The 17381-nt window shown below is 65.2% G+C and carries 18 protein-coding genes; 7 read left to right on the plus strand and 11 right to left on the minus strand.

Annotated features, from left to right (window positions below):
- Positions 1-458: 458 nt before the first annotated feature.
- The 4 genes from PQU89_RS03465 to PQU89_RS03480 form a co-directional block, all read right to left on the minus strand.
- A complete protein-coding gene (locus tag PQU89_RS03465) occupies positions 459-1013 on the minus strand; it encodes a hypothetical protein (RefSeq protein WP_272764632.1) in 555 nt (184 codons plus the stop codon).
- A gap of 100 nt (positions 1014-1113) precedes the next feature.
- A complete protein-coding gene (locus PQU89_RS03470; RefSeq protein WP_272764633.1) occupies positions 1114-2697 on the minus strand; it encodes an ABC transporter substrate-binding protein in 1584 nt (527 codons plus the stop codon).
- A gap of 113 nt (positions 2698-2810) precedes the next feature.
- Positions 2811-3911, minus strand: coding sequence for a GNAT family N-acetyltransferase (locus PQU89_RS03475; protein ID WP_272764634.1), 1101 nt, complete (start codon positions 3909-3911; stop codon positions 2811-2813).
- Entirely contained in the window at positions 3908-5125 is a 1218-nt protein-coding gene (locus PQU89_RS03480) for a BtaA family protein (RefSeq protein WP_272764635.1), read from the minus strand. Before PQU89_RS03480 ends, PQU89_RS03475 begins: the two co-directional genes overlap by 4 nt.
- 152 nt (positions 5126-5277) lie before the next feature.
- On the opposite strand from PQU89_RS03480, the gene zigA reads away from it, so the two are divergent.
- Complete coding sequence (zigA, locus tag PQU89_RS03485) at positions 5278-6513, plus strand: zinc metallochaperone GTPase ZigA (protein WP_272764636.1); 1236 nt, start codon at positions 5278-5280, stop codon at positions 6511-6513.
- Between the two features lie 11 nt (positions 6514-6524).
- Here the strand turns inward: zigA and PQU89_RS03490 are convergent, their stop codons facing one another.
- Positions 6525-7415, minus strand: a complete 891-nt coding sequence (locus tag PQU89_RS03490) for a LysR family transcriptional regulator (RefSeq protein WP_272764637.1) — start codon at positions 7413-7415, stop codon at positions 6525-6527.
- Between the two features lie 119 nt (positions 7416-7534).
- Between PQU89_RS03490 and PQU89_RS03495 the strand changes: the two genes are divergently transcribed.
- Entirely contained in the window at positions 7535-8398 is an 864-nt protein-coding gene (locus tag PQU89_RS03495) for an MBL fold metallo-hydrolase (RefSeq protein WP_272764638.1), read from the plus strand.
- Positions 8392-9087: a DsbA family protein gene (locus tag PQU89_RS03500; RefSeq protein WP_272764639.1), complete on the plus strand. Its 696-nt coding sequence runs from the start codon at positions 8392-8394 to the stop codon at positions 9085-9087. Before PQU89_RS03495 ends, PQU89_RS03500 begins: the two co-directional genes overlap by 7 nt.
- Positions 9088-9267: 180 nt before the next feature.
- Here PQU89_RS03500 and PQU89_RS03505 read toward each other — a convergent pair whose 3' ends face one another.
- On the minus strand, positions 9268-10446 hold the full coding sequence (locus PQU89_RS03505; RefSeq protein ID WP_272764640.1) for a branched-chain amino acid ABC transporter substrate-binding protein: 1179 nt from the start codon (positions 10444-10446) through the stop codon (positions 9268-9270).
- A 178-nt stretch (positions 10447-10624) separates the two neighbouring features.
- Positions 10625-11656 carry a histone deacetylase family protein gene (locus PQU89_RS03510; RefSeq protein ID WP_272764641.1) on the minus strand — a complete coding sequence of 344 codons (1032 nt, stop codon included), beginning with the start codon at positions 11654-11656 and terminating at the stop codon, positions 10625-10627.
- A 124-nt stretch (positions 11657-11780) separates the two neighbouring features.
- On the opposite strand from PQU89_RS03510, the gene PQU89_RS03515 reads away from it, so the two are divergent.
- Complete coding sequence (locus tag PQU89_RS03515; protein ID WP_272757203.1) at positions 11781-12260, plus strand: Lrp/AsnC family transcriptional regulator; 480 nt, start codon at positions 11781-11783, stop codon at positions 12258-12260.
- 98 nt (positions 12261-12358) lie between these two features.
- Here the strand turns inward: PQU89_RS03515 and PQU89_RS03520 are convergent, their stop codons facing one another.
- Genes PQU89_RS03520 through PQU89_RS03535 form a run of 4 tightly spaced genes read right to left on the minus strand, consistent with a single transcriptional unit; the run spans position 12359 to position 16266 of the window.
- The gene (locus PQU89_RS03520; protein WP_272764642.1) at positions 12359-13426 is read right to left on the minus strand and encodes an alkene reductase; all 1068 of its coding nucleotides are present in this window, start codon (positions 13424-13426) and stop codon (positions 12359-12361) included.
- 28 nt (positions 13427-13454) lie between these two features.
- On the minus strand, positions 13455-14249 hold the full coding sequence (locus tag PQU89_RS03525) for an SDR family NAD(P)-dependent oxidoreductase (protein WP_272764643.1): 795 nt from the start codon (positions 14247-14249) through the stop codon (positions 13455-13457).
- 53 nt (positions 14250-14302) lie between these two features.
- Entirely contained in the window at positions 14303-15319 is a 1017-nt protein-coding gene (locus PQU89_RS03530) for an NADP-dependent oxidoreductase (protein ID WP_272764644.1), read from the minus strand.
- A 29-nt stretch (positions 15320-15348) separates the two neighbouring features.
- Complete coding sequence (locus PQU89_RS03535) at positions 15349-16266, minus strand: alpha/beta fold hydrolase (protein WP_272764645.1); 918 nt, start codon at positions 16264-16266, stop codon at positions 15349-15351.
- 103 nt (positions 16267-16369) lie between these two features.
- Between PQU89_RS03535 and PQU89_RS03540 the strand changes: the two genes are divergently transcribed.
- Genes PQU89_RS03540 through PQU89_RS03550 form a run of 3 tightly spaced genes read left to right on the plus strand, consistent with a single transcriptional unit; the run spans position 16370 to position 17122 of the window.
- Positions 16370-16813: a winged helix-turn-helix transcriptional regulator gene (locus PQU89_RS03540; RefSeq protein ID WP_272764646.1), complete on the plus strand. Its 444-nt coding sequence runs from the start codon at positions 16370-16372 to the stop codon at positions 16811-16813.
- A gap of 28 nt (positions 16814-16841) precedes the next feature.
- Positions 16842-16967, plus strand: coding sequence for an Lrp/AsnC ligand binding domain-containing protein (locus PQU89_RS03545; protein WP_272764647.1), 126 nt, complete (start codon positions 16842-16844; stop codon positions 16965-16967).
- Positions 16913-17122, plus strand: coding sequence for a hypothetical protein (locus tag PQU89_RS03550; RefSeq protein ID WP_272764648.1), 210 nt, complete (start codon positions 16913-16915; stop codon positions 17120-17122). Before PQU89_RS03545 ends, PQU89_RS03550 begins: the two co-directional genes overlap by 55 nt.
- Positions 17123-17381 lie beyond the last annotated feature (259 nt).

Raw genomic sequence — 17381 nt, forward strand, 5'->3', positions numbered from 1 at the left:
CCTTTTTCTCCTTTAGGTACTGCCATTTCTCTGCTTCGGCATCAAAGTCGGTAGTGCACAGCAGGAGCTCAAAGCCTTCCGCGACTTCTGCTGCGGTGCGCTGGACGTAAACAGCCCAAGATTCTCCAAGTTGCCTGGGTCTCGCATCGGCATTCAGCCAGTAGGGTTCGCACCTTCCATCAGGTAGCACCCACTGAAACTGCCCACCCAGGCACGCAAAGCCTTCAGCCGCAGCGCCCCGTAGAACTGCCGGAAAATCGCTGCACTTCCACCCAACCTCATTTCCGGATGGAACCGCTCGTGCTAACAAATGGGAGGGAAGCTCACTGGAAGTCATGATGATTAATGCTTGATGCAACCTAATGGATTAACAAGACTGCCAATGTCAGCTATGCGGCCAGCTCAACGAACGGCAGGTTATGGCCGAAAGCTGCCCCTGAGCGAAAGTTGGTTACTAGCTATGGCAGCAATGATACTACCCACCTATTAGGTATACCCGCCACATGATCTTGCAATCTATCCTGCAGATGTAATGCCGACCATACAGCAGCCGACTCAAGTCCAATGCATTGCTCTTTTGTAGCTGGACTTTCGACACCATCTATGTAAATTGTGTACTGACCCGAAATTTTATCCTTTTTGAAGCGAGGAGTTGCCTGCAGGAGATTTTTAGGAATGTCTGTCACTACCGCTATAGGCTGCCAGCCCGGCTCTTTTGACACATGTTTCATGACCCATAGCCGCCACAATACACCTGATTTCAATATCTCTTGGATGGTGGCATCTGGATTAAAGCAATTGAAAAATGCGAACTCGGGAAACTCTAAAGCCAAAGCAAAGGCAGCTCCCCCATTGCTCAATTTAATTTTGAACAGCCTTCCTGTTTTCCATCGCATCTCAAAGAATCCCGTGTTAAATAGCCAGAGCCAAACTGTTGGTTTAACGGCCGCTTTGCGGTGATGTTTCCAAGTGTCGGCTCCTGGCCGATTGCTGCCACTGTAATGCCAAGGCATAACCGGCCCACATTCACTCCTTCCCAAAACCCCATAAAACCCTGCGGCCAACCTCGTCACCAAGGTTGGCCGCATTTGCTTCAGGCGCCGGATAAAACGCTTACTTCAGCACCACCTTGCTGAAATCCACGCGCCCGAACGGACTGACCTGGTAACCGCTGACCTTGTTGCTGGTGATCACCGCGGCGGTCGGGTGTGCCAGCGGCAGCCACAGCGCCTGCTCCTTGATGATCTGCTGCGCGCGGGCGTAGTTGGCGGCGCGCAGTTTCGGGCTGGCGTCGCGGCGGGCGTCGGTGATCAGCTTGTCCAGCTTCGGGTCGCAGTAGCGGGCGAAGTTGGTGCCGGATTGCACCGCGGCGCAGCTGAATTGCGGGGTGAGGAAGTTGTCCGCGTCGCCGTTGTCGCCGGCCCAGCCCATGAACAGCAGGTCGTGCTCGCCGGCCTTGCCGCGCTTGATCAGCTCGCCCCATTCGATGACCTTGATCTCGGCGCGGATGCCGATCTTGGCGAGGTCGGCCTGCAGCAGTTCGGCGCCGGCTTTCGGGTTCGGGTTCAGCGTGCTGCCGGTGGGGCGGATCCAGATGCTGGTGTCGAAGCCGTTGGCGAGGCCGGCCTCGGCCAGCAGTTTTTTGGCCCGGACGATGTCCTGCGGGTAGTCCTTGATCGCCTTGTTGTAGCCGAAAGTGGACGGCGGGAACGGGTTGCTGGCGGCGATGGCGCTGCCGCCGAATACCGCCTTCAGGTAGCTGGCCTTGTCGAAGGCGAGGTTCACCGCCTGGCGCACGCGCTTGTCGTCAAACGGCTTGTGCTGGCTGTTGAGCGCCACGAAGCCGGTCATGAACGCCGGGGTGGTCAGCACGCTCAGGCGGTTGTCGGCGCTGGCTTCCTGCACATCCTGCGGTTTCGGGCCGATGGCGATCTGGCATTCGCCGGCCTTCAGCTTTTGCACGCGCACATTGCTGTCGGTCGTGATGGCGTAGGTCAGCCGTTCCGCCGCCGGCTTGCCGCCGAAGTAGGTGGGGTTGGCCGCGTAGCGCACCGCGCTGTCCTTGGCGAAGCTCTGCAGCTGGAACGGGCCGGTGCCGACCGGCTGGCTGTTCAGCAGCTCCGGGGTGCCGGCGCGCGCCAGTTGCGCCGCGTATTCGGCGGAGTAGATCGAGGCAAAGCCCATCGACAGGGTCGGCAGTAGGGTGGCGTCCGGCTGGTTCAGCTCGAAGCGCACGGTGCGGGCATCGACGCGCACCACGGCCTTGATCAGCTTGTCGAGCTGGAACGATTTGGCGTGCGGGTAGCCGGTGGGCGCGGTCTTGTGCCACGGGTGGTTGCTGTCCAGCATGCGCTGGAAGCTGAACACCACGTCGTCGGCATCCAGCGCGCGGGTGGGGTTGAACCAGGCGGTGCGGTGGAAGGCGACCTTGTCACGCAGGGTGAAGGTGATGGACAGGCCGTCCGGCGCCACCGTCCAGCGCGTGGCCAGCGACGGCACCAGCTTGCCCTGGCGGGCGTCGTATTCCACCAGCCGGTTGAACAGCACGTCGGCGCTGGCGTTGGTGGTGGTCAGCGAGTTGTAGCGCACCACGTCGAAGCCTTCCGGGCTGGCGTCGGTGCAGACGGTGAGCGGTTTGGCCAGCGCGGTGGCGGACAGGGCGAGCAGGGACAAGGGCAGCAGGGTGCGCAATTGCATGGTGGGTTCCTTTGTACATAACGGTCATGCCAATGGCGCAGCATAACGCCATCAGCATGTTTTATGCCAATCACCATTTCAGCTAAGCAAAGTCCCGATCCGGCTCGCCGTGCTCAGCCGTGGCGGCTGAGGATGGGCCCGGCCATGCGCTGCAGGATGCCGGCCAGCGTGCTCAGCGCCAGCCGCTGCCGCCCCGGTAGGTGGGCGCTGAACACCGCGCTGTACTCCAGCGCCGGCACGCCGCCGCGATGCTGCTTGAAGGCGCCGGCCCCGGAGCTGTAGTGCAGGCGCAGGCCGCGCGCCTGTGCCTCGCGCAGCAGCAGCGCCATCAGCCGCCGGTACAGCCCCAGCTCCGGCGGCAGCGTGGTGTCGTAGCCCAGCAGCGGCGTGGTCAGCCAGCCGTAGCGCTGATACAGGCCGATGACGCCGACGATGCGGCCGTCCAGCCGCAGTGCGTGCAGCTCCAGGAAGCGCTTGTCGAGGCACAGCGCGAAGAATTCGTCGGTGAAATCCGGGTTCAGTACCGAGTGCTTGTCGATGAACAGCGCGCGAAAGCAACGCCGCAACGCCGGCAGCTCGTCGGCGGTCAGCGAGTCCGGGCCGCACAGTTGCAGCTCGGGCTGCGCCAGCAGCTTCTGGTCGCGCTTGACGTTGGGGCTTTGCCACACCGCCGGGTCTTGCGGATCGCAGGTGTAGATCTGCCGCGCCGGCAGCAGCGTCCAGCCCTGTGCGGCCAACCTTTGCGCGAGACCGGGGTTGACCGCGTCGCTGACATTGCGCAGCAGCAGCGGGCTGTCGCAGTGGCGCGCCATCACGGACTCGGTCAGCAGCGACAGGTCGCTGTCCTGCCAGTCCGGGTGCAGGTTGGTGGAGATCAGCCAGTTGTTGATCACCGCCGCCTCGTCCAGCCGCGCGGCGGTGATCAGGCCGGACAGCGGCAGGCCGGCGACCTGCGCCAGCGTGCCCAGCGAGCGGCTCTTGCGCTGCGCTTCGTCCTGCGCGTAGCGCAGCCATGCCGAGCGCGCGCTGGCGACGTAGCTGTCCTGCGCGCTGAAGGTGTGCAGCCGGGTGACCGGGATCGGCGGATTGCCGGCGTCGCTGCAGCAGACGTCGCAGGCGGCATTGCGCACCCAGTGCTGGCCGCCGCTGAGCCGGGCCTGGCTCAGCCAGCTGGCGTGGCCGTCCAGCAGCAGCGCGGGTTTGAGTCGGTTCATGTTTGCTTGATATAGAGGTGGACGCCGCCGTAGATGGCGGCGCGGTCGCGACGGTGCAGCTCGCGGTTGTGGTCGGGGTCGGTGCGCCAGGCGGCGCGCACCTGCGGCGCCAGCCGCGTTTCCAGCGGCGAGGCGCTGCCGCCGGTGCGGAACACCACCCGCGCGCCGCTGGCGGCGGTACGGGTCACTTCGCGCCATAGCGCGTTGAGCTGGGTGTCGTCCATCCAGTCCTGCGCGTCGAGGAATAGGTAGGTGTCCAGCGAGTGCGACGGGCGGTTGACGAGAAAATCGGTCAGCGAACAGTGGTGGCTGTGCAGGCGCGGGCTGTGCTCGCGGATGGCGGCGTAGTGCTGCTGCTGCAGGTACATCGGCAGCGCGCTCTGGCGGCCGGTATCGTAGCGGCGGGCAAACGCCTGCTGCGCGTAGGGGTTGTCCGCCAGCGGAAAATCGCAGGCCAGGCGGCGCATGCGCTCGCGGAACAGCGCCGGCAGGTCGCCGTCGGCGTCGTGCAGCAGCGCGGCGAACTGCGCGGGCGGAATGCCCATGCTGTACAGCATTGCCGGGCGGCGGACGAGGAAGCGCAACAGCGGGTGGTCGAACAGCGGCGCCAGGTGGCGATCGAACAGCGCCTGCTGCTCGTCAAGGTTGGCCGCGGAGGCCAGCCGCGACAGGTTGCCGCCCAGCAGCCGCCCCAGGCCGTGCGCGGCGCCGATGAAGCGGCCGAGCAGGCCGTGGCGGTAGGCGTGGCGCGCGAACAGGCTGTAGCGCGGGCGGCCGCGCCAGTCGGTCTGTTCCCAGTACTGGCGCGCGGCCGGCGGCAGCTGCGGCGCCAGATGCTGGCGGTAGCGCTGCAGGTTGGCCGCATCGTCGGCGCCGCCGAGAAAGGCCAGCAGCGTCGGGTAGTCCGGCAGGCTCTGGAACGCGGCGCGCTTCAGCGCCAGCATCGCCAGATGGCTGGCGTTGAGGTCCACCGCGTGTACCTCCTGTGGCGCGCAGGCGAGGTAGGCCAGCGCATTGCAGCCGCCGGAGGAGATGGTCAGCACCCGCGCGCCGGGCTGCAGCTGCAGCGCGTCGATGTCGACCAGCGGGTCTTCCCAGATCTGCGCGTAGACCAGCTGGCTGAACCAGCGCGCGAACAGTCGGTCGCCCAGCGCGCGCGTGCCGGTGCTGCGGCTGTTGTGTACCGCCTTGTTGATCAGGGTATGGGTATGCATATCGCCTCCGGGGTTGGGCATCCGGGCATTGTGGTGGCGGCGGGTGGCAGGCGTGTGACGGACTGATGTCAGTCGCGTGACGCAGGGCAGGGCTTGACATGTGTGTTATAACGTAATTTTATTGATTGTTACGTTATAACGAAAGGAATGCAGTGTCCCAACCCCAAGATCATCGCCTGCCCGTCACCGTGCTGTCCGGCTTTCTCGGCGCCGGCAAGACCACCTTGCTCAACCACATCCTCAACAACCGCGACGGCCGCCGCGTGGCGGTGATCGTCAACGACATGTCCGAGGTCAACATCGACGCGCAGCTGGTGCGCGACGGCGGCGCGGCACTGAGTCGCGCCGAGGAAAAACTGGTGGAGATGAGCAACGGCTGCATCTGCTGCACGCTGCGCGAGGACCTGCTGGTGGAGATCCGCCAGTTGGCCGCCGCCGGTCGCTTCGACTATCTGCTGATCGAATCCACCGGCATTGCCGAGCCGCTGCCGGTGGCGGAGACCTTTACCTTCCGCGACGACGACGGCCACAGCCTGGCCGACATCGCGCGGCTGGACACCATGGTGACGGTGGTGGACGGCTTCAACTTCCTGCGCGACTACGGCTCGCGCGACAGCCTGACGCAGCGCGGCGAGGCGGCCGGTGCGGACGACGAGCGCACGGTGGTGGACCTGCTGGTGGAGCAGGTGGAGTTCTGCGACGTGATCGTGCTCAACAAGACCGACCTGATGAGCGCCGCCGACATCCGCCACCTGCAGGCGATCCTGGCCACGCTCAATCCGCGCGCGCGCATCGTCAGCAGCCACTTCGGCCGCGTGCCGCTGAACACGGTGCTGGATACCGGGCTGTTCGATTTTGACGCCGCCGCCGAGGCGCCGGGCTGGCTGCAGGAGCTGCGCGGCGAGCACGTGCCGGAAACCGAAGCCTACGGCATCGGCAGCTTTGTCTACCGTGCGCGCAAGCCGTTTCATCCGCAGCGCCTGTATCACTGGCTGCAGCAGGAATGGCCGGGCGTGGTGCGCTCCAAGGGCCACTTCTGGCTGGCGACACGGCCGCTGCTGGTCGGCAGCTGGTCGCAAGCCGGCGCCATGTCGCGTCACGGCCTGGGCGGGCTGTGGTGGGATGCGGTCGATCGCGCCGACTGGCCGGACGACGCGGAAAGCCGCGCGCTGATCGCCAGCCGCTGGCAGGAACCGTGGGGCGACCGCCAGCAGGAGCTGGTGCTGATCGGCATCGACATGGACGCGGCGGCGCTGACGGCGGCCTTCGACGCCTGCCTGCTAACCGACGACGAACTGGCTGCCGGGGCGCCAAGCTGGGCCGGCCTGGCAGACCCGTTCCCGAGCTGGGCAGAAGAGGATGACGGCGTGGACGTGGCTGGCAACTAGCTGTCGCGCGGCTACCAGCGCAGCGTGGTAAAGCGCGCGACCAGAAAATCCAGCAGCGCGCGTACCGCCGGCGACAGGTGGCGGCGCGACGGGTACAGCGCGTAGATGGTCATCGCTGGCGGCTGCCACTCCGGCAGCACCGCCAGCAGCTCGCCGCTATGCAGCAGCCGGTTGGCGAGATAGCTCGGTTGCAGGCTGATGCCGCCGCCGGCCAGCGCCGCGTACAGCAGCACGGTGGCGTCGTTGGCGGTGAAGTGGGTGGCCACGTTGACGGTGTCGGTCTGCGCGGCGCGCTGGAAGCGCCAGCTGCTGCGGCCAACATTGCTGTGCCCCAGGCAGCGGTGGCCGGCCAGCTCGGCCGGCGTCTGCGGCGTGCCGGCGCTGGCCAGATAGCCGGGGCTGGCCACCAGCACCGAATCACACACCGCCAGCGGCCGCGCGATCAGCGCCGGGTCCGGCTCGCTGCTGATGCGGATCGCCAGATCGATGCGTGCCTCCACCAGGTTCAGCGTCGCATCGCCGACGTTGAGGTCGATCTTCAATTGCGGGTGCTGCGCCAGAAAATCGGCCAGCGCCGCCGCCAGGTGGGCATGGCCGAAGGACATGCTGCTGGTCAGCCGCAGCTGGCCGCGCAGCCCGGCATCGGCCGGCGCCACCTCGTCCTCCACCTCCGCCACCAGCGCCAGCATTTGCAGGCAGCGGCGCAGCGCCTGTTCGCCGGCGTCGGTCAGCGTCACTCGGCGGGTAGTGCGCTGCAGCAGCCGCGCGCCCAGCCATTGCTCCATCTCTGCCACATAGCGGGTGACCATCGCGCGCGACATCTGCAGCCGCTCGGCGCTGGCACTGAAGCTGCCGCTGGCGGCGACATCGGCGAATACCCGCATTGCGGTGACTCGGTCCATATTATTTGCCCGATTTGTGCAACAAATATGCGCAGTTTATCCGGTTTATCTGCGCGGATAGAGAAATTATAGTGACGTCCATCAAGCACGCGGCCGTCGCCGCCATGAAAGGACACGCCATGTTTCGAACCACACTGATCGCTGCCTCCCTTGCCCTGAGCGCCACCGCCGCCCACGCCGCCCAGCCGCTGCAGCTGAAGGTCTACAACGCCGGCGAGGGCAGCTTTCACGCCAATGCCGTGGTGGTGAGCGGCGAGCGCGAGGCGATGGTGATCGACAGCGGCTTTACCCGCGCCGACGGCTACCGCATTGCGGCCAACGTGCTGGACAGCGGCAAGACGCTGAAGACCATCCTGATCAGCAATGCCGACCCGGACTACTACTTTGGCGCCGAGGTGCTGAAGCAACTGTTCCCGCAGGCGCAAGTAGTGGCCACCCCGGCGGTGGCCGGCAAGATCCAGGCCAAGCTGGCCGGCAAGCTGGCGTTCTGGGGGCCGAAGATGGGCGCCAACGCACCGCAACAGCCCATCGTGCCCACTGCCCTGAAAACAGACAGCCTGAGCGTGGACGGTGAAAAGATCGAGCTGCGCGGCACCCGTGGCGTGCTGGCGCAGCGCCCGTATGTGTGGATTCCGTCGCTGCGCGCCATCGCCGGCAACGTGGCGCTGTTCAGCGGCCTGCACGTGTGGACCGCCGACACCCAGCAGCCGGCCGAGCGCCAGGCGTGGCTGGCGCAGCTGGACGAGATGGCGGCGCTCAAGCCCGCCATCGTGGTGCCCGGCCACATGGCCGCCGGCAGCGCGCTGGACGCCAGCGCCATCAGCTATACCCGCACCTACCTGCAGCGTTTTGACAGCGAGGCGGGCAAGGCCAACAATGCCGCCGAACTGATTGCCGCCATGCAGCGCGCTTACCCGCAGGCCGGCATGGGGCTGGCGCTGGACATCGGCGCCAAGGTAAACAAAGGGGAAATGAAATGGTAAATGGCGTTCTGCACTACTACTACGACCCGCTGTGCGGCTGGTGTTACGGCGCGGCGCCGCTGCTGGCCGCCGCGGCCAACGTTGCCGACCTCGCCATCGCACTGCACGCCGGCGCGATGATGAGCGGCGCCAATCGCCAGCAGGTAAGCCCGCAGCTGCGCCAGTACGTGATGGGCCACGATGCGCGCATCCAGCAACTGACCGGCCAGCCGTTTGGCGATGCCTACTTTAATGGCCTGCTGCTGGATAACAGCGCGGTATTCGACAGCACGCCGCCGACGCTGGCGATCCTCGCCGCCGAGGCACTGGGCGTGGACGGGCTGGCGATGCTGCACCGCCTGCAGCAGGCGCACTACGTGGACGGGCAGCGCCTTGCCGAGCCGGCGGTGCTGCAGCAGCTGGCGCAGGAAATGGGGCTGGACGGCGCCGCCTTTGCCGCCGAATACCAGCGCCAGCAGGGAGAATTCGCCGCCCACGTTGGCCGCAGCCACCGCGACATGGCCGCGCACGGCCTGCGCGGCTTCCCGTCGCTGCTGCTGGAACTGAACGGCCAGCTGCAGCGGCTGGAGCTGTCGCCGTATCTGGGCAAGCCGCAGGCGTTTGCCGCTTATCTGCGAGGTTTGCTGGGCGGTGCGACCAGCCATGGCGCGACCGATGCGGCGTTCTGCACGCCGGATGGCTGCCACTAGCACCGCCGAACGCCAGACCGCTGCGCCCGTTACCGGACGCAGCGGTTTTTTTTGCGGCCAACGTTGGCCGCAACCAGCCTCGCGCGCGCAAAAAAAGCCAGCACAAGGCTGGCTAAAGTACTTCTTTCAGAGGAAATCAATCTTGTTGCCGGCGTGCACGCCGGCTTCGGGCGTGGCCGCTCAGGCACCGCCGACGGTGGACACCACCTGCCACTTGCCGTTCTTGACCTGGTATACCGTTACCGCGCCGTTGTTGATGTCGCCCTTGGCGTCAAACGACACCTTGCCGGTGACACCGGTGTAGTTGGTTTTGCCGACTTCGGCCAGATACTGCTTCGGATCGCTGGAGCCGGCGCGCTGCATCGCGTCGACTAGCACGCGCACGGCGTCGTATTCATACGGCGAGAACACCTGGATCTCGGTGTTGAACTTGCTCTGGAACTTGGTGTTGAAGGCGGCAAAGCCCGGCATCTTGTCGCGCGGCAGGCCGCAGGCGGAGGCATACAGGCTTTCGGCGGCGTCGCCCGCCAGCTTGATGAATTCCGGGGTCTGCATGCTGTCGCCGCCCATCAGCTTGGCCTTGATCCCCAGCCGCTTCATCTGTTTTGCCATTGGCCCGGCCTGGGCGTCCATGCCGCCGTAGAACACCACGTCCGGCTGAGCGCCCTTGATCGCGGTCAGGATGGCGTTGAAGTCGGTGGCGGTATTGGTGGTGAACTCGCGCTTCACCACCGTGCCGCCTTTGGCGGTGACGGCCTTGGCGAATTCATCGGCCAGGCCCTGGCCGTAGGCGGTGCGGTCATCGACCACCGCCACCGTTTTCGCCTTCAGCGTGTCGATGGCGAACTGCCCCAGCGCCGTGCCTTGCTGCACGTCGTTGGCGATCATGCGGAAGGTGGTCTTGTAGCCTTGCCGGGTGTAATCGGGGTTGGTGGCGGAGGGCGAAATCTGCGGGATGCCGGCATCGGCATAGATGCGCGAGGCCGGGATGGTGGTGCCGGAGTTCAGGTGTCCGACCACGCCGACCACGCCGGCGTCGATCAGGCGCTGCGCCACCTGGGTGCCGATCTTGGGATCGCCCTGATCGTCCTCGGACACCAGCTCGAAGCGCACCTTCTTGCCGCCGATCTCCACGCCTTCGACATTGAGGTCCTCGATCGCCAGCTTGGCGCCGAACTCGACATCCTTGCCCAGATGCGAGATCGGGCCGGTCAGCGGCGATACCTGGCCGATCTTGATGGTCTCGACGCCGGCTGCGGCGGTATGGTCCGGCGCGGTGGCGGCCGTCTCCTGCTTGCCGCAGGCGGTGAGCGACAGGGCCGTAGCAGCAAACAGACTCAGTTTTGCAAAGTTTCTCATGTGTTTTCCTGAATGTAGATCGGGGTTGCCGTGATGCCGGGGCAGGCTGCGTCTATGCGCAGTGTTTTCTCCCGCCGCCCGGTGCTGGGTGGAACGCTTTATTGCAAAACGGGGGGCCGAGCGGAGGCCAGCCGGCTATCCGGGCTGGCCGGGCCGTCTGCCGCCCTTGGCGGTCGTATCAGCGCTGGCCCTCGAAGCCGCGCAGCACGTTCACCGCGTTGACGCCGATGTCGTCGACCATGTAGCCGCCTTCCATCACGAACAGGGTCGGGCGGCCGATGCCGGCGATGGTCTGGCCGATCTTGAGGAAGTCTTCGCTTTCGAGGCGGAAGTGGCTGATCGGGTCGTCCTTGAAGGTGTCCACCCCCAGCGAGATCACCACCGCGTCCGGGGCATAGGCGGCGATGGCGTCGCAGGCGTGGCTGAGTGCCGCGCCGTAGCCGTCCCAGCCGGTGCCGTGCGGCAGCGGGTAGTTGTGATTGAAGCCCAGCCCGGCGCCGGTGCCGGTTTCGTCGCGATGGCCGAGGAAGTAGGGGTAGGAGTGGCGCGGGTCGCCGTGCAGCGAGGTGAACATCACGTCGGCGCGGTCATAGAAGATGCTCTGCGTGCCGTTGCCGTGGTGGTAGTCGACATCCAGCACCGCCACGCGGCGGGCACCGCCGTCGAGGCAGGCCTGCGCGGCGATGGCGGCATTGTTGAGATAGCAGTAGCCGCCCATGTATTCGGCGGCGGCGTGGTGGCCGGGCGGACGGCACAGCGCAAAGGCGCTGTACTCGCCCTGCGCCAGCGCGGCCATGCCGGTCAGCGCAAGATTGGCGCTGCTGCGCACCGCATCCCAGGTGCCGGCGGTAATCGCCACGCCGGCGTCCATCGCGTAAAAGCCCAGCTTGCCGTCGATATGCACCGGCTCGATATCGCTGCGCAGATCGCGCACCGGCCAGATCAGCGGCAGCGCGTCATGCTGGCGGCCCAGCGCCTGCCATTCGCGCCACGCCTGTTCCAGAAAGCGCACATAGCGCTCGCTGTGCACGCGGGCATAACTGGCGCTGCCGAATTCACGCGGTGCGATGACCTCGCCCAGGCCAACCGCCTGTACCCGCGCCAGAATGGTGTCGGCGCGGCTCGGCATCTCGAAACAGGGCTTCAGGACGCCGTCCTTGAGTTCGGTGGCGTGGTGCAGACGATGGGCATTGCTGTAGATGGTAAGCATGACGGTGTGCCGTACAGGGGAAGGTGACGGCAACCAGTATGTGGCGGCGGCCCGGGATTTACTTTGCTTTAAGCGCCCGCCATTCGCTATCCTGCGATATGAATAGACTCTCTTAATGGCAATAATGAGTACGAACAAACCAAGAAACGAACTGGATGCCGCAGACCGGACTATTCTGCGTCTGCTGCAGCAGGACGGCACGCTGTCCAATCCCCGGCTGGCGGAGCAGCTGTCGCTGAGCGTGACGCCGTGCTGGCGGCGGCTGAAACGGCTGGAAGACGACGGCTATATCAAGGACTACCAGGCCAATCTCGACCGCCGCAAGCTGGGGCTGGACGTGCTGGCCTTCGTGCAGATCCGCTTCAGCGCGCACGGCGGCAACGAGCCGAACGCGTTCGAGGCGGCGATGTGCGCGCAGCCGCAGGTGCTGTCCTGTCACAAGATCACCGGTGACGCCGACTATCTGCTGCAGGTGGTGGCCACGTCATTGGACGCCTACAGCGAGTTTGTCGAGAACGTGCTGCGGCAGATGCCGGGGGTGGCGTCCATCCACTCCAGCCTGGCGCTGCGCGAGGTGAAGGCCGGCAGCCGCCTGCCGGTGTAGTTGCATTACGGTGAAAGGTTGGCCGCAAGCGGGTGCAGTGCTTGCGGCCAACCTTGTGGCTTGCCGGCGGGTGAATGGGAGTTGCCCGGGCCGGCGTCTCAGTAGTCGGTGTAACCCTTTTCGCCCGGCGTGTAGAAGGTCGCAAAATCCGGCGCCACCAGCTCCTGGCCCGACTTCAGCTTGGCGACCAGATCCGGATTCGAGATGAACGGACGACCGAACGCCACCAGGTCGCCACGCTGCGCGTCGAGATCGGCCTCGGCGCGGGCGACATCGTAGCCGCCGGAGAGTATGTATTGCCCGTTGAACGCGGCACGCAGCCTGGCTTTCAATTTGGGGCTGACTTCCGGCGCGCCCATCGCGCTGTGATCCACGACGTGGATATAGAGCAGGCCAAGCGCGTTCAACTCGTCGATCAGACGCAGGTACACATCATCCATCTCGGCATCCGGCATCTGGGCATTGAAGACGCCATACGGCGAGATCCGCATGCCGACGCGCCCGGCGCCAATGGCGGCGACGGTCGCCCTGGCGACTTCGACTGCGAAGCGGATGCGGTTTTCGACCGAGCCGCCCCAGCGATCTTGACGCTGATTGGACGCCGTATTCAGGAACTGGTCGATCAGGTAACCGTTGGCCGCATGCAGTTCGACGCCATCGAAACCGGCCTGTATCGCCAGTTTGGCCGACGCCGCATATTCGGCGATGCTCTGCGCAATGTCCACCTCGCTCATTTCGCGTGGTACAGGATGCGGCTGCATGCCGTCGCTGTCAGTCCACATCTCGCCGGGAACGGCGACCGCCGAGGGCGCCAGGACGCTGGCGCCGGGCGGCATGTTCGCGGGATGGCTTACCCGCCCGGTGTGCATCAATTGCACAAAAATCCTGCCGCCGGCCTGATGGACGCCATCGGTCACCCGTTGCCAGCCCTGCACCTGTTCTGCGTTGAACAGTCCGGGGATACGTGCGTAACCCAGGCCGTTGGGTGAGGGCGAGGTGCCTTCGGTAATGATCAGTCCGGCCTCCGCCCGCAGGCGGTAGTACTGCGCCATCAGTTCATTGGGCAGGTTGCCGGGTGCGCGGCTGCGCGTCAGCGGTGCCATGACGATGCGGTTCTTCAGCGTCAGGCGGCCAAGCTCGGTGGGGGTGAAGAGCGTGCTGCTCATGAAAATCTCCAGGGGATGTCGTTCGGTGTCAGAGGGCAAGCAGTCGCGGCGCGGGCTGGCCGGTCTGCATCGTGGTGAACAGCTCGGCGCGTGCCGTGTCGTATCGCTCCCAGAGGCCGGTATCGGCCATGGACGGCAACGTGACCGACTCGCCCTGGTCGAAACCGGCCAAGGCGGCGTCGACCAGATGCTCGGCAGACATCACCGTGTCTGGCGCCAGTGCGGCCAGCGGCACCCCGGAGATGTCCCAAAGATCGGTGGCGGTGGCGGCAGGCAGCACCACCTGGACCCGGACGCCGGTATTCGCCAGTTCCTGCTGCAGGCCGCGGCTGAAATTGAGCACGAAAGCCTTGGTGCCGCTGTAGACGGCGCTGACCGGCAGCGCATGCAGCGCTAGTGCCGAGGCAATGTTGATGATGACGCCATCGTTGCGTGCCTTGAATGCGGGCAGCACAGCATGCGTCAAGCGCGTCAGGGTGGTGATGTTCAATGCGATCTGCGACAGCGAGTCTTGCAGCGGTGCGTCGGCAGCCGGGCTCAGCCTGGCGATGCCGGCGTTGTTCACCAGCACCCGGATGGCGGGATTGCTTGCGAGCACGGTTTCCAGCTGCGTGAGGCCGGCTTCTTGCTCCAGGTCGGCCACCAGCGTTTCGGCCTTGATGTCGTAAGTCTGCTCAAGCTTGGTGGCGAGCGTCTGCAGGCGGTCACCTCGGCGGGCAACGAGCAAGAGGTCATAGCCGCGCCGGGCAAGACGATCGGCGTAGACGGCGCCAATGCCGGATGAAGCGCCGGTGACAACTGCGATTTTTCTGGATGCGTTCATGGTTTTCTTCTGTCGGTCTGGTGGGTAAAAACGGGGGGCTTGATGGAGACGGTTCACAACATCTTGACGACCACTTTGCCCTTGGATCGCCCTTGGGCAAGGTACTCAAGCGCCTCCTTGGCCTGCTCGAACGGAAACACCTTGTCGATCACGGGCTTGATGCGCTGGGTTTCGAGCAGCTTGCCGATTTCGGTGAGTTGGGCGCCGTCGGGGTGCATGAACAGAAACGAGTAGCTGACGTCCCGCTGCTTCGCGAGACGCATGATCTTGCGGCTCATCAACCCGAACACGAACCGCAGCACGAAGTTCAAGCGCTTGGCACGCGCGAAGGCGGCGTCCAGCGGCCCGATCAGCGAGATGATCCTGCTTCCCGGTTTGAGGATGGCGATGGACTTCTCGATCGCGTCGCCCCTGACGGTGCCAAGTACCGCGTCGTAGTCGCGCAGCACGTTCTCGAATGCCTGCTGCTTGTAGTCGACCACCTCGTCTGCGCCCAGGCTGCGCACCAGTTCGACGTTACCGGTACTGGTGGTGGTGCCCACCGTGGCGCCAAGGTGCTTGGCCAGCTGGATCGCAAAGGTGCCGATCCCGCCGGCACCTGCAGGGATGAACACCTTCTGGCTGGCCTGAAGACTGGCGCGTTCCTTCAGCGCTTGCCACGAGGTGAGGCCGACCATCGGGATAGCCGCGGCCTGCACGAAGTCCAGGTTGGCCGGCTTCAGCGCGGCGGCGCGCTCCGGCACCACCGCGAACTCGGCAATGGCCCCTGTGCCGAGGTCGAAGATGCTGGCGAAGACGGCGTCGCCCGGCTTGAAACGGGTCACGTTGCGGCCAACCTCGGTCACCACGCCGGCCAGATCGCTGCCCAGCGTGGCCGGCAGCTGGAAGTGCAGCACCGGTTTGAACATCCCGGTCGGAATCATGTTGTCGATCGGGTTCACGCTGGCAGCGTGGACTTGCACCAGCAGTTCGTCGCCCTTCAGCGTGGGGCGGGGTACCTCGGCGAGCCCGATCCCGGGCGACTTGCCATAGCGTTTGAAGGTGAGGGCTTTCATGGTTTGATTGTTCATCCCTGGTTTTTCATTCTGGTCGGATCAGATCAGTCTGCGAGGAAGTCCAGCACCGCCGGCACAAAGGCCCGGTAGTGCTGGAAGACGCCGCCGTGGCCGGAATCGGGATAGATCGTGAGTCGGGCATTCGGCAGGCGGCGAGCCATGTCGGCCGAATGGCTGCTGTCGACCATCAGGTCACGGTCGCCGTTGGCGACGAAAACCGGTTGCGTGATCACCGACAGGTCGTCGGGCGCACTCAGCCCCGCCGCTCTGATGGCTTGCAGCTGGGCACGCCGGGCCTGCAGGGAAATGGGCTTGTCACGGTTTTGGATGCGTTCCTTCAGCCGGGCGAAATAGTCTTTCGCCGCGCGCTTGCCCTCCGGGGTGCGGGGGAAGAACAGGAAATTCCTCGGATCGCTCCAGGTCAACGCCGCCTTGAGGTAGGCGGTGACGGCAATTCTGGTGATCTTGTCGATACCGCCGCCGCCACGTGGCCCCGTGCCGGCAAGCACGATCCGGCGCACGAGGTCGGGCGCCTGCAAGGCCACCATTTGCGCGACGCCGCCACCCAGGGAGAAGCCGAGCAGATCGACCTTCTGGAGTCCCAAGGCGCGGATGAAGGCGATGGCATCGCGCCCCATCTCCTCGATGGTGTGCGGTACCGATCCGCCCGAGGCGCCGACCCCGCGATTGTCGAAGGTGATCACCCGGCGCTGCGCGGCGATGCCGTCGATCACGCGCGGGTCCCAGTCGTCGAGCACGGCCATCAGGTGGTGCAGGAAGATCACCGGCACGCCGGCGTCGGGGCCGAGCTCACGGTAGGCGAAAGCCACCCCGCCAACGGCTAGCGTGCGGGTCGGGACATCCTTCCATGTCACCTTGCCCATCGGCCGCGCCGCAGTGGCGGCGCCGATGCCTGACGATGCCCCGCTTGCCGGAGCGATACCTGTATTGTTCGTGCCCATCGATGAAATCTCCGTGCGGGTGGATTGCTGGTCGTCGAAGTGTTAGTATCAAACTGATACGAACAATACTACCAATCTGAAAGTAAGTCACTATCAAAATAGTATGGACAATGAAAATAGTTGCGATAACCCGTGCCCGATCGCGCGCAGCCTGGCTGTCGCCGGTGACGCGTGGAGCATATTGATCCTGCGGGACGCCCACGCCGGCCTCACGCGCTTTGACCAATTCCGGAAAAGCTTAGGCATTGCACCGACGATGCTGACCCGCCGGCTGGCGGCACTGACCGAGGAGGGCTTGCTGGAGAAGCGGCGCTACTCGGAACACCCGCCGCGCGAGGAGTATCTGCTGACCGCTGCCGGCCGCGATTTTCTGCCGGTGCTGTTCATGATTGGCGCCTGGGGGCGCCAATACCGGGGCGGCGGCAAGCTGACGCGTTTCTTCGACGCGGAAACCGGCACCGAAATCAAGGCCGTCGCCGTGGATGAGGTCACCGGGGCGAAGATCGGGACCCGCCCCATGCGCATGGTCACGCCGGACGAAAGCTGACCCCGCCCGCCGCAAGCCGGGGCTGGATATGCTGGCCTTCGTGCCGATCCGCTTTGACGCGCACGGCGGCAACGAGCCGAACGCGTTCGAGGCGGCGATGTGCGCGCAGCCGCAGGTACTGTCCTGTCACAAGATCACCGGCGACGCCGATTAGCTGCCGCAGGTGGCGGCCTGTCGCCGGATGTCGACATCGAGTTTGTCGAGAACGTGCTGCGGCAGATGCCGGAGGTGGCATCCATCCACGCCCGCCGGGCGCTGCGCGAGGTGAAGGCCGGCAGCCGCCTGCTGGTGTCGCCGCCGCGGGCGTGAAAAGGTTGGCCGCAAGCGGGGCAGGCTTGCGGCCAACCTTGTTGCTTGCTGGGGGCAGCCGCCTAGCGTGGCGGTGCAGGACTGCAGGTCGGTCAAAGTGGCTTGCCGCAGCGTCGTGACGCAAAAGACAAACAGCCCTTAACCATCAGGCTTTCTTGTGCGGATGTTCTCTCAGAAACTCGCAGAGAGAGGCCGTAGTCCGAGTGCTTGGATTGAGCTATATCTTGGTCAATAGCCAAAGAATCATCCGCTTGCGCGG

Source organism: Vogesella indigofera (assembly GCF_028548395.1).
GTDB classification, from domain to species: domain Bacteria; phylum Pseudomonadota; class Gammaproteobacteria; order Burkholderiales; family Chromobacteriaceae; genus Vogesella; species Vogesella indigofera_A.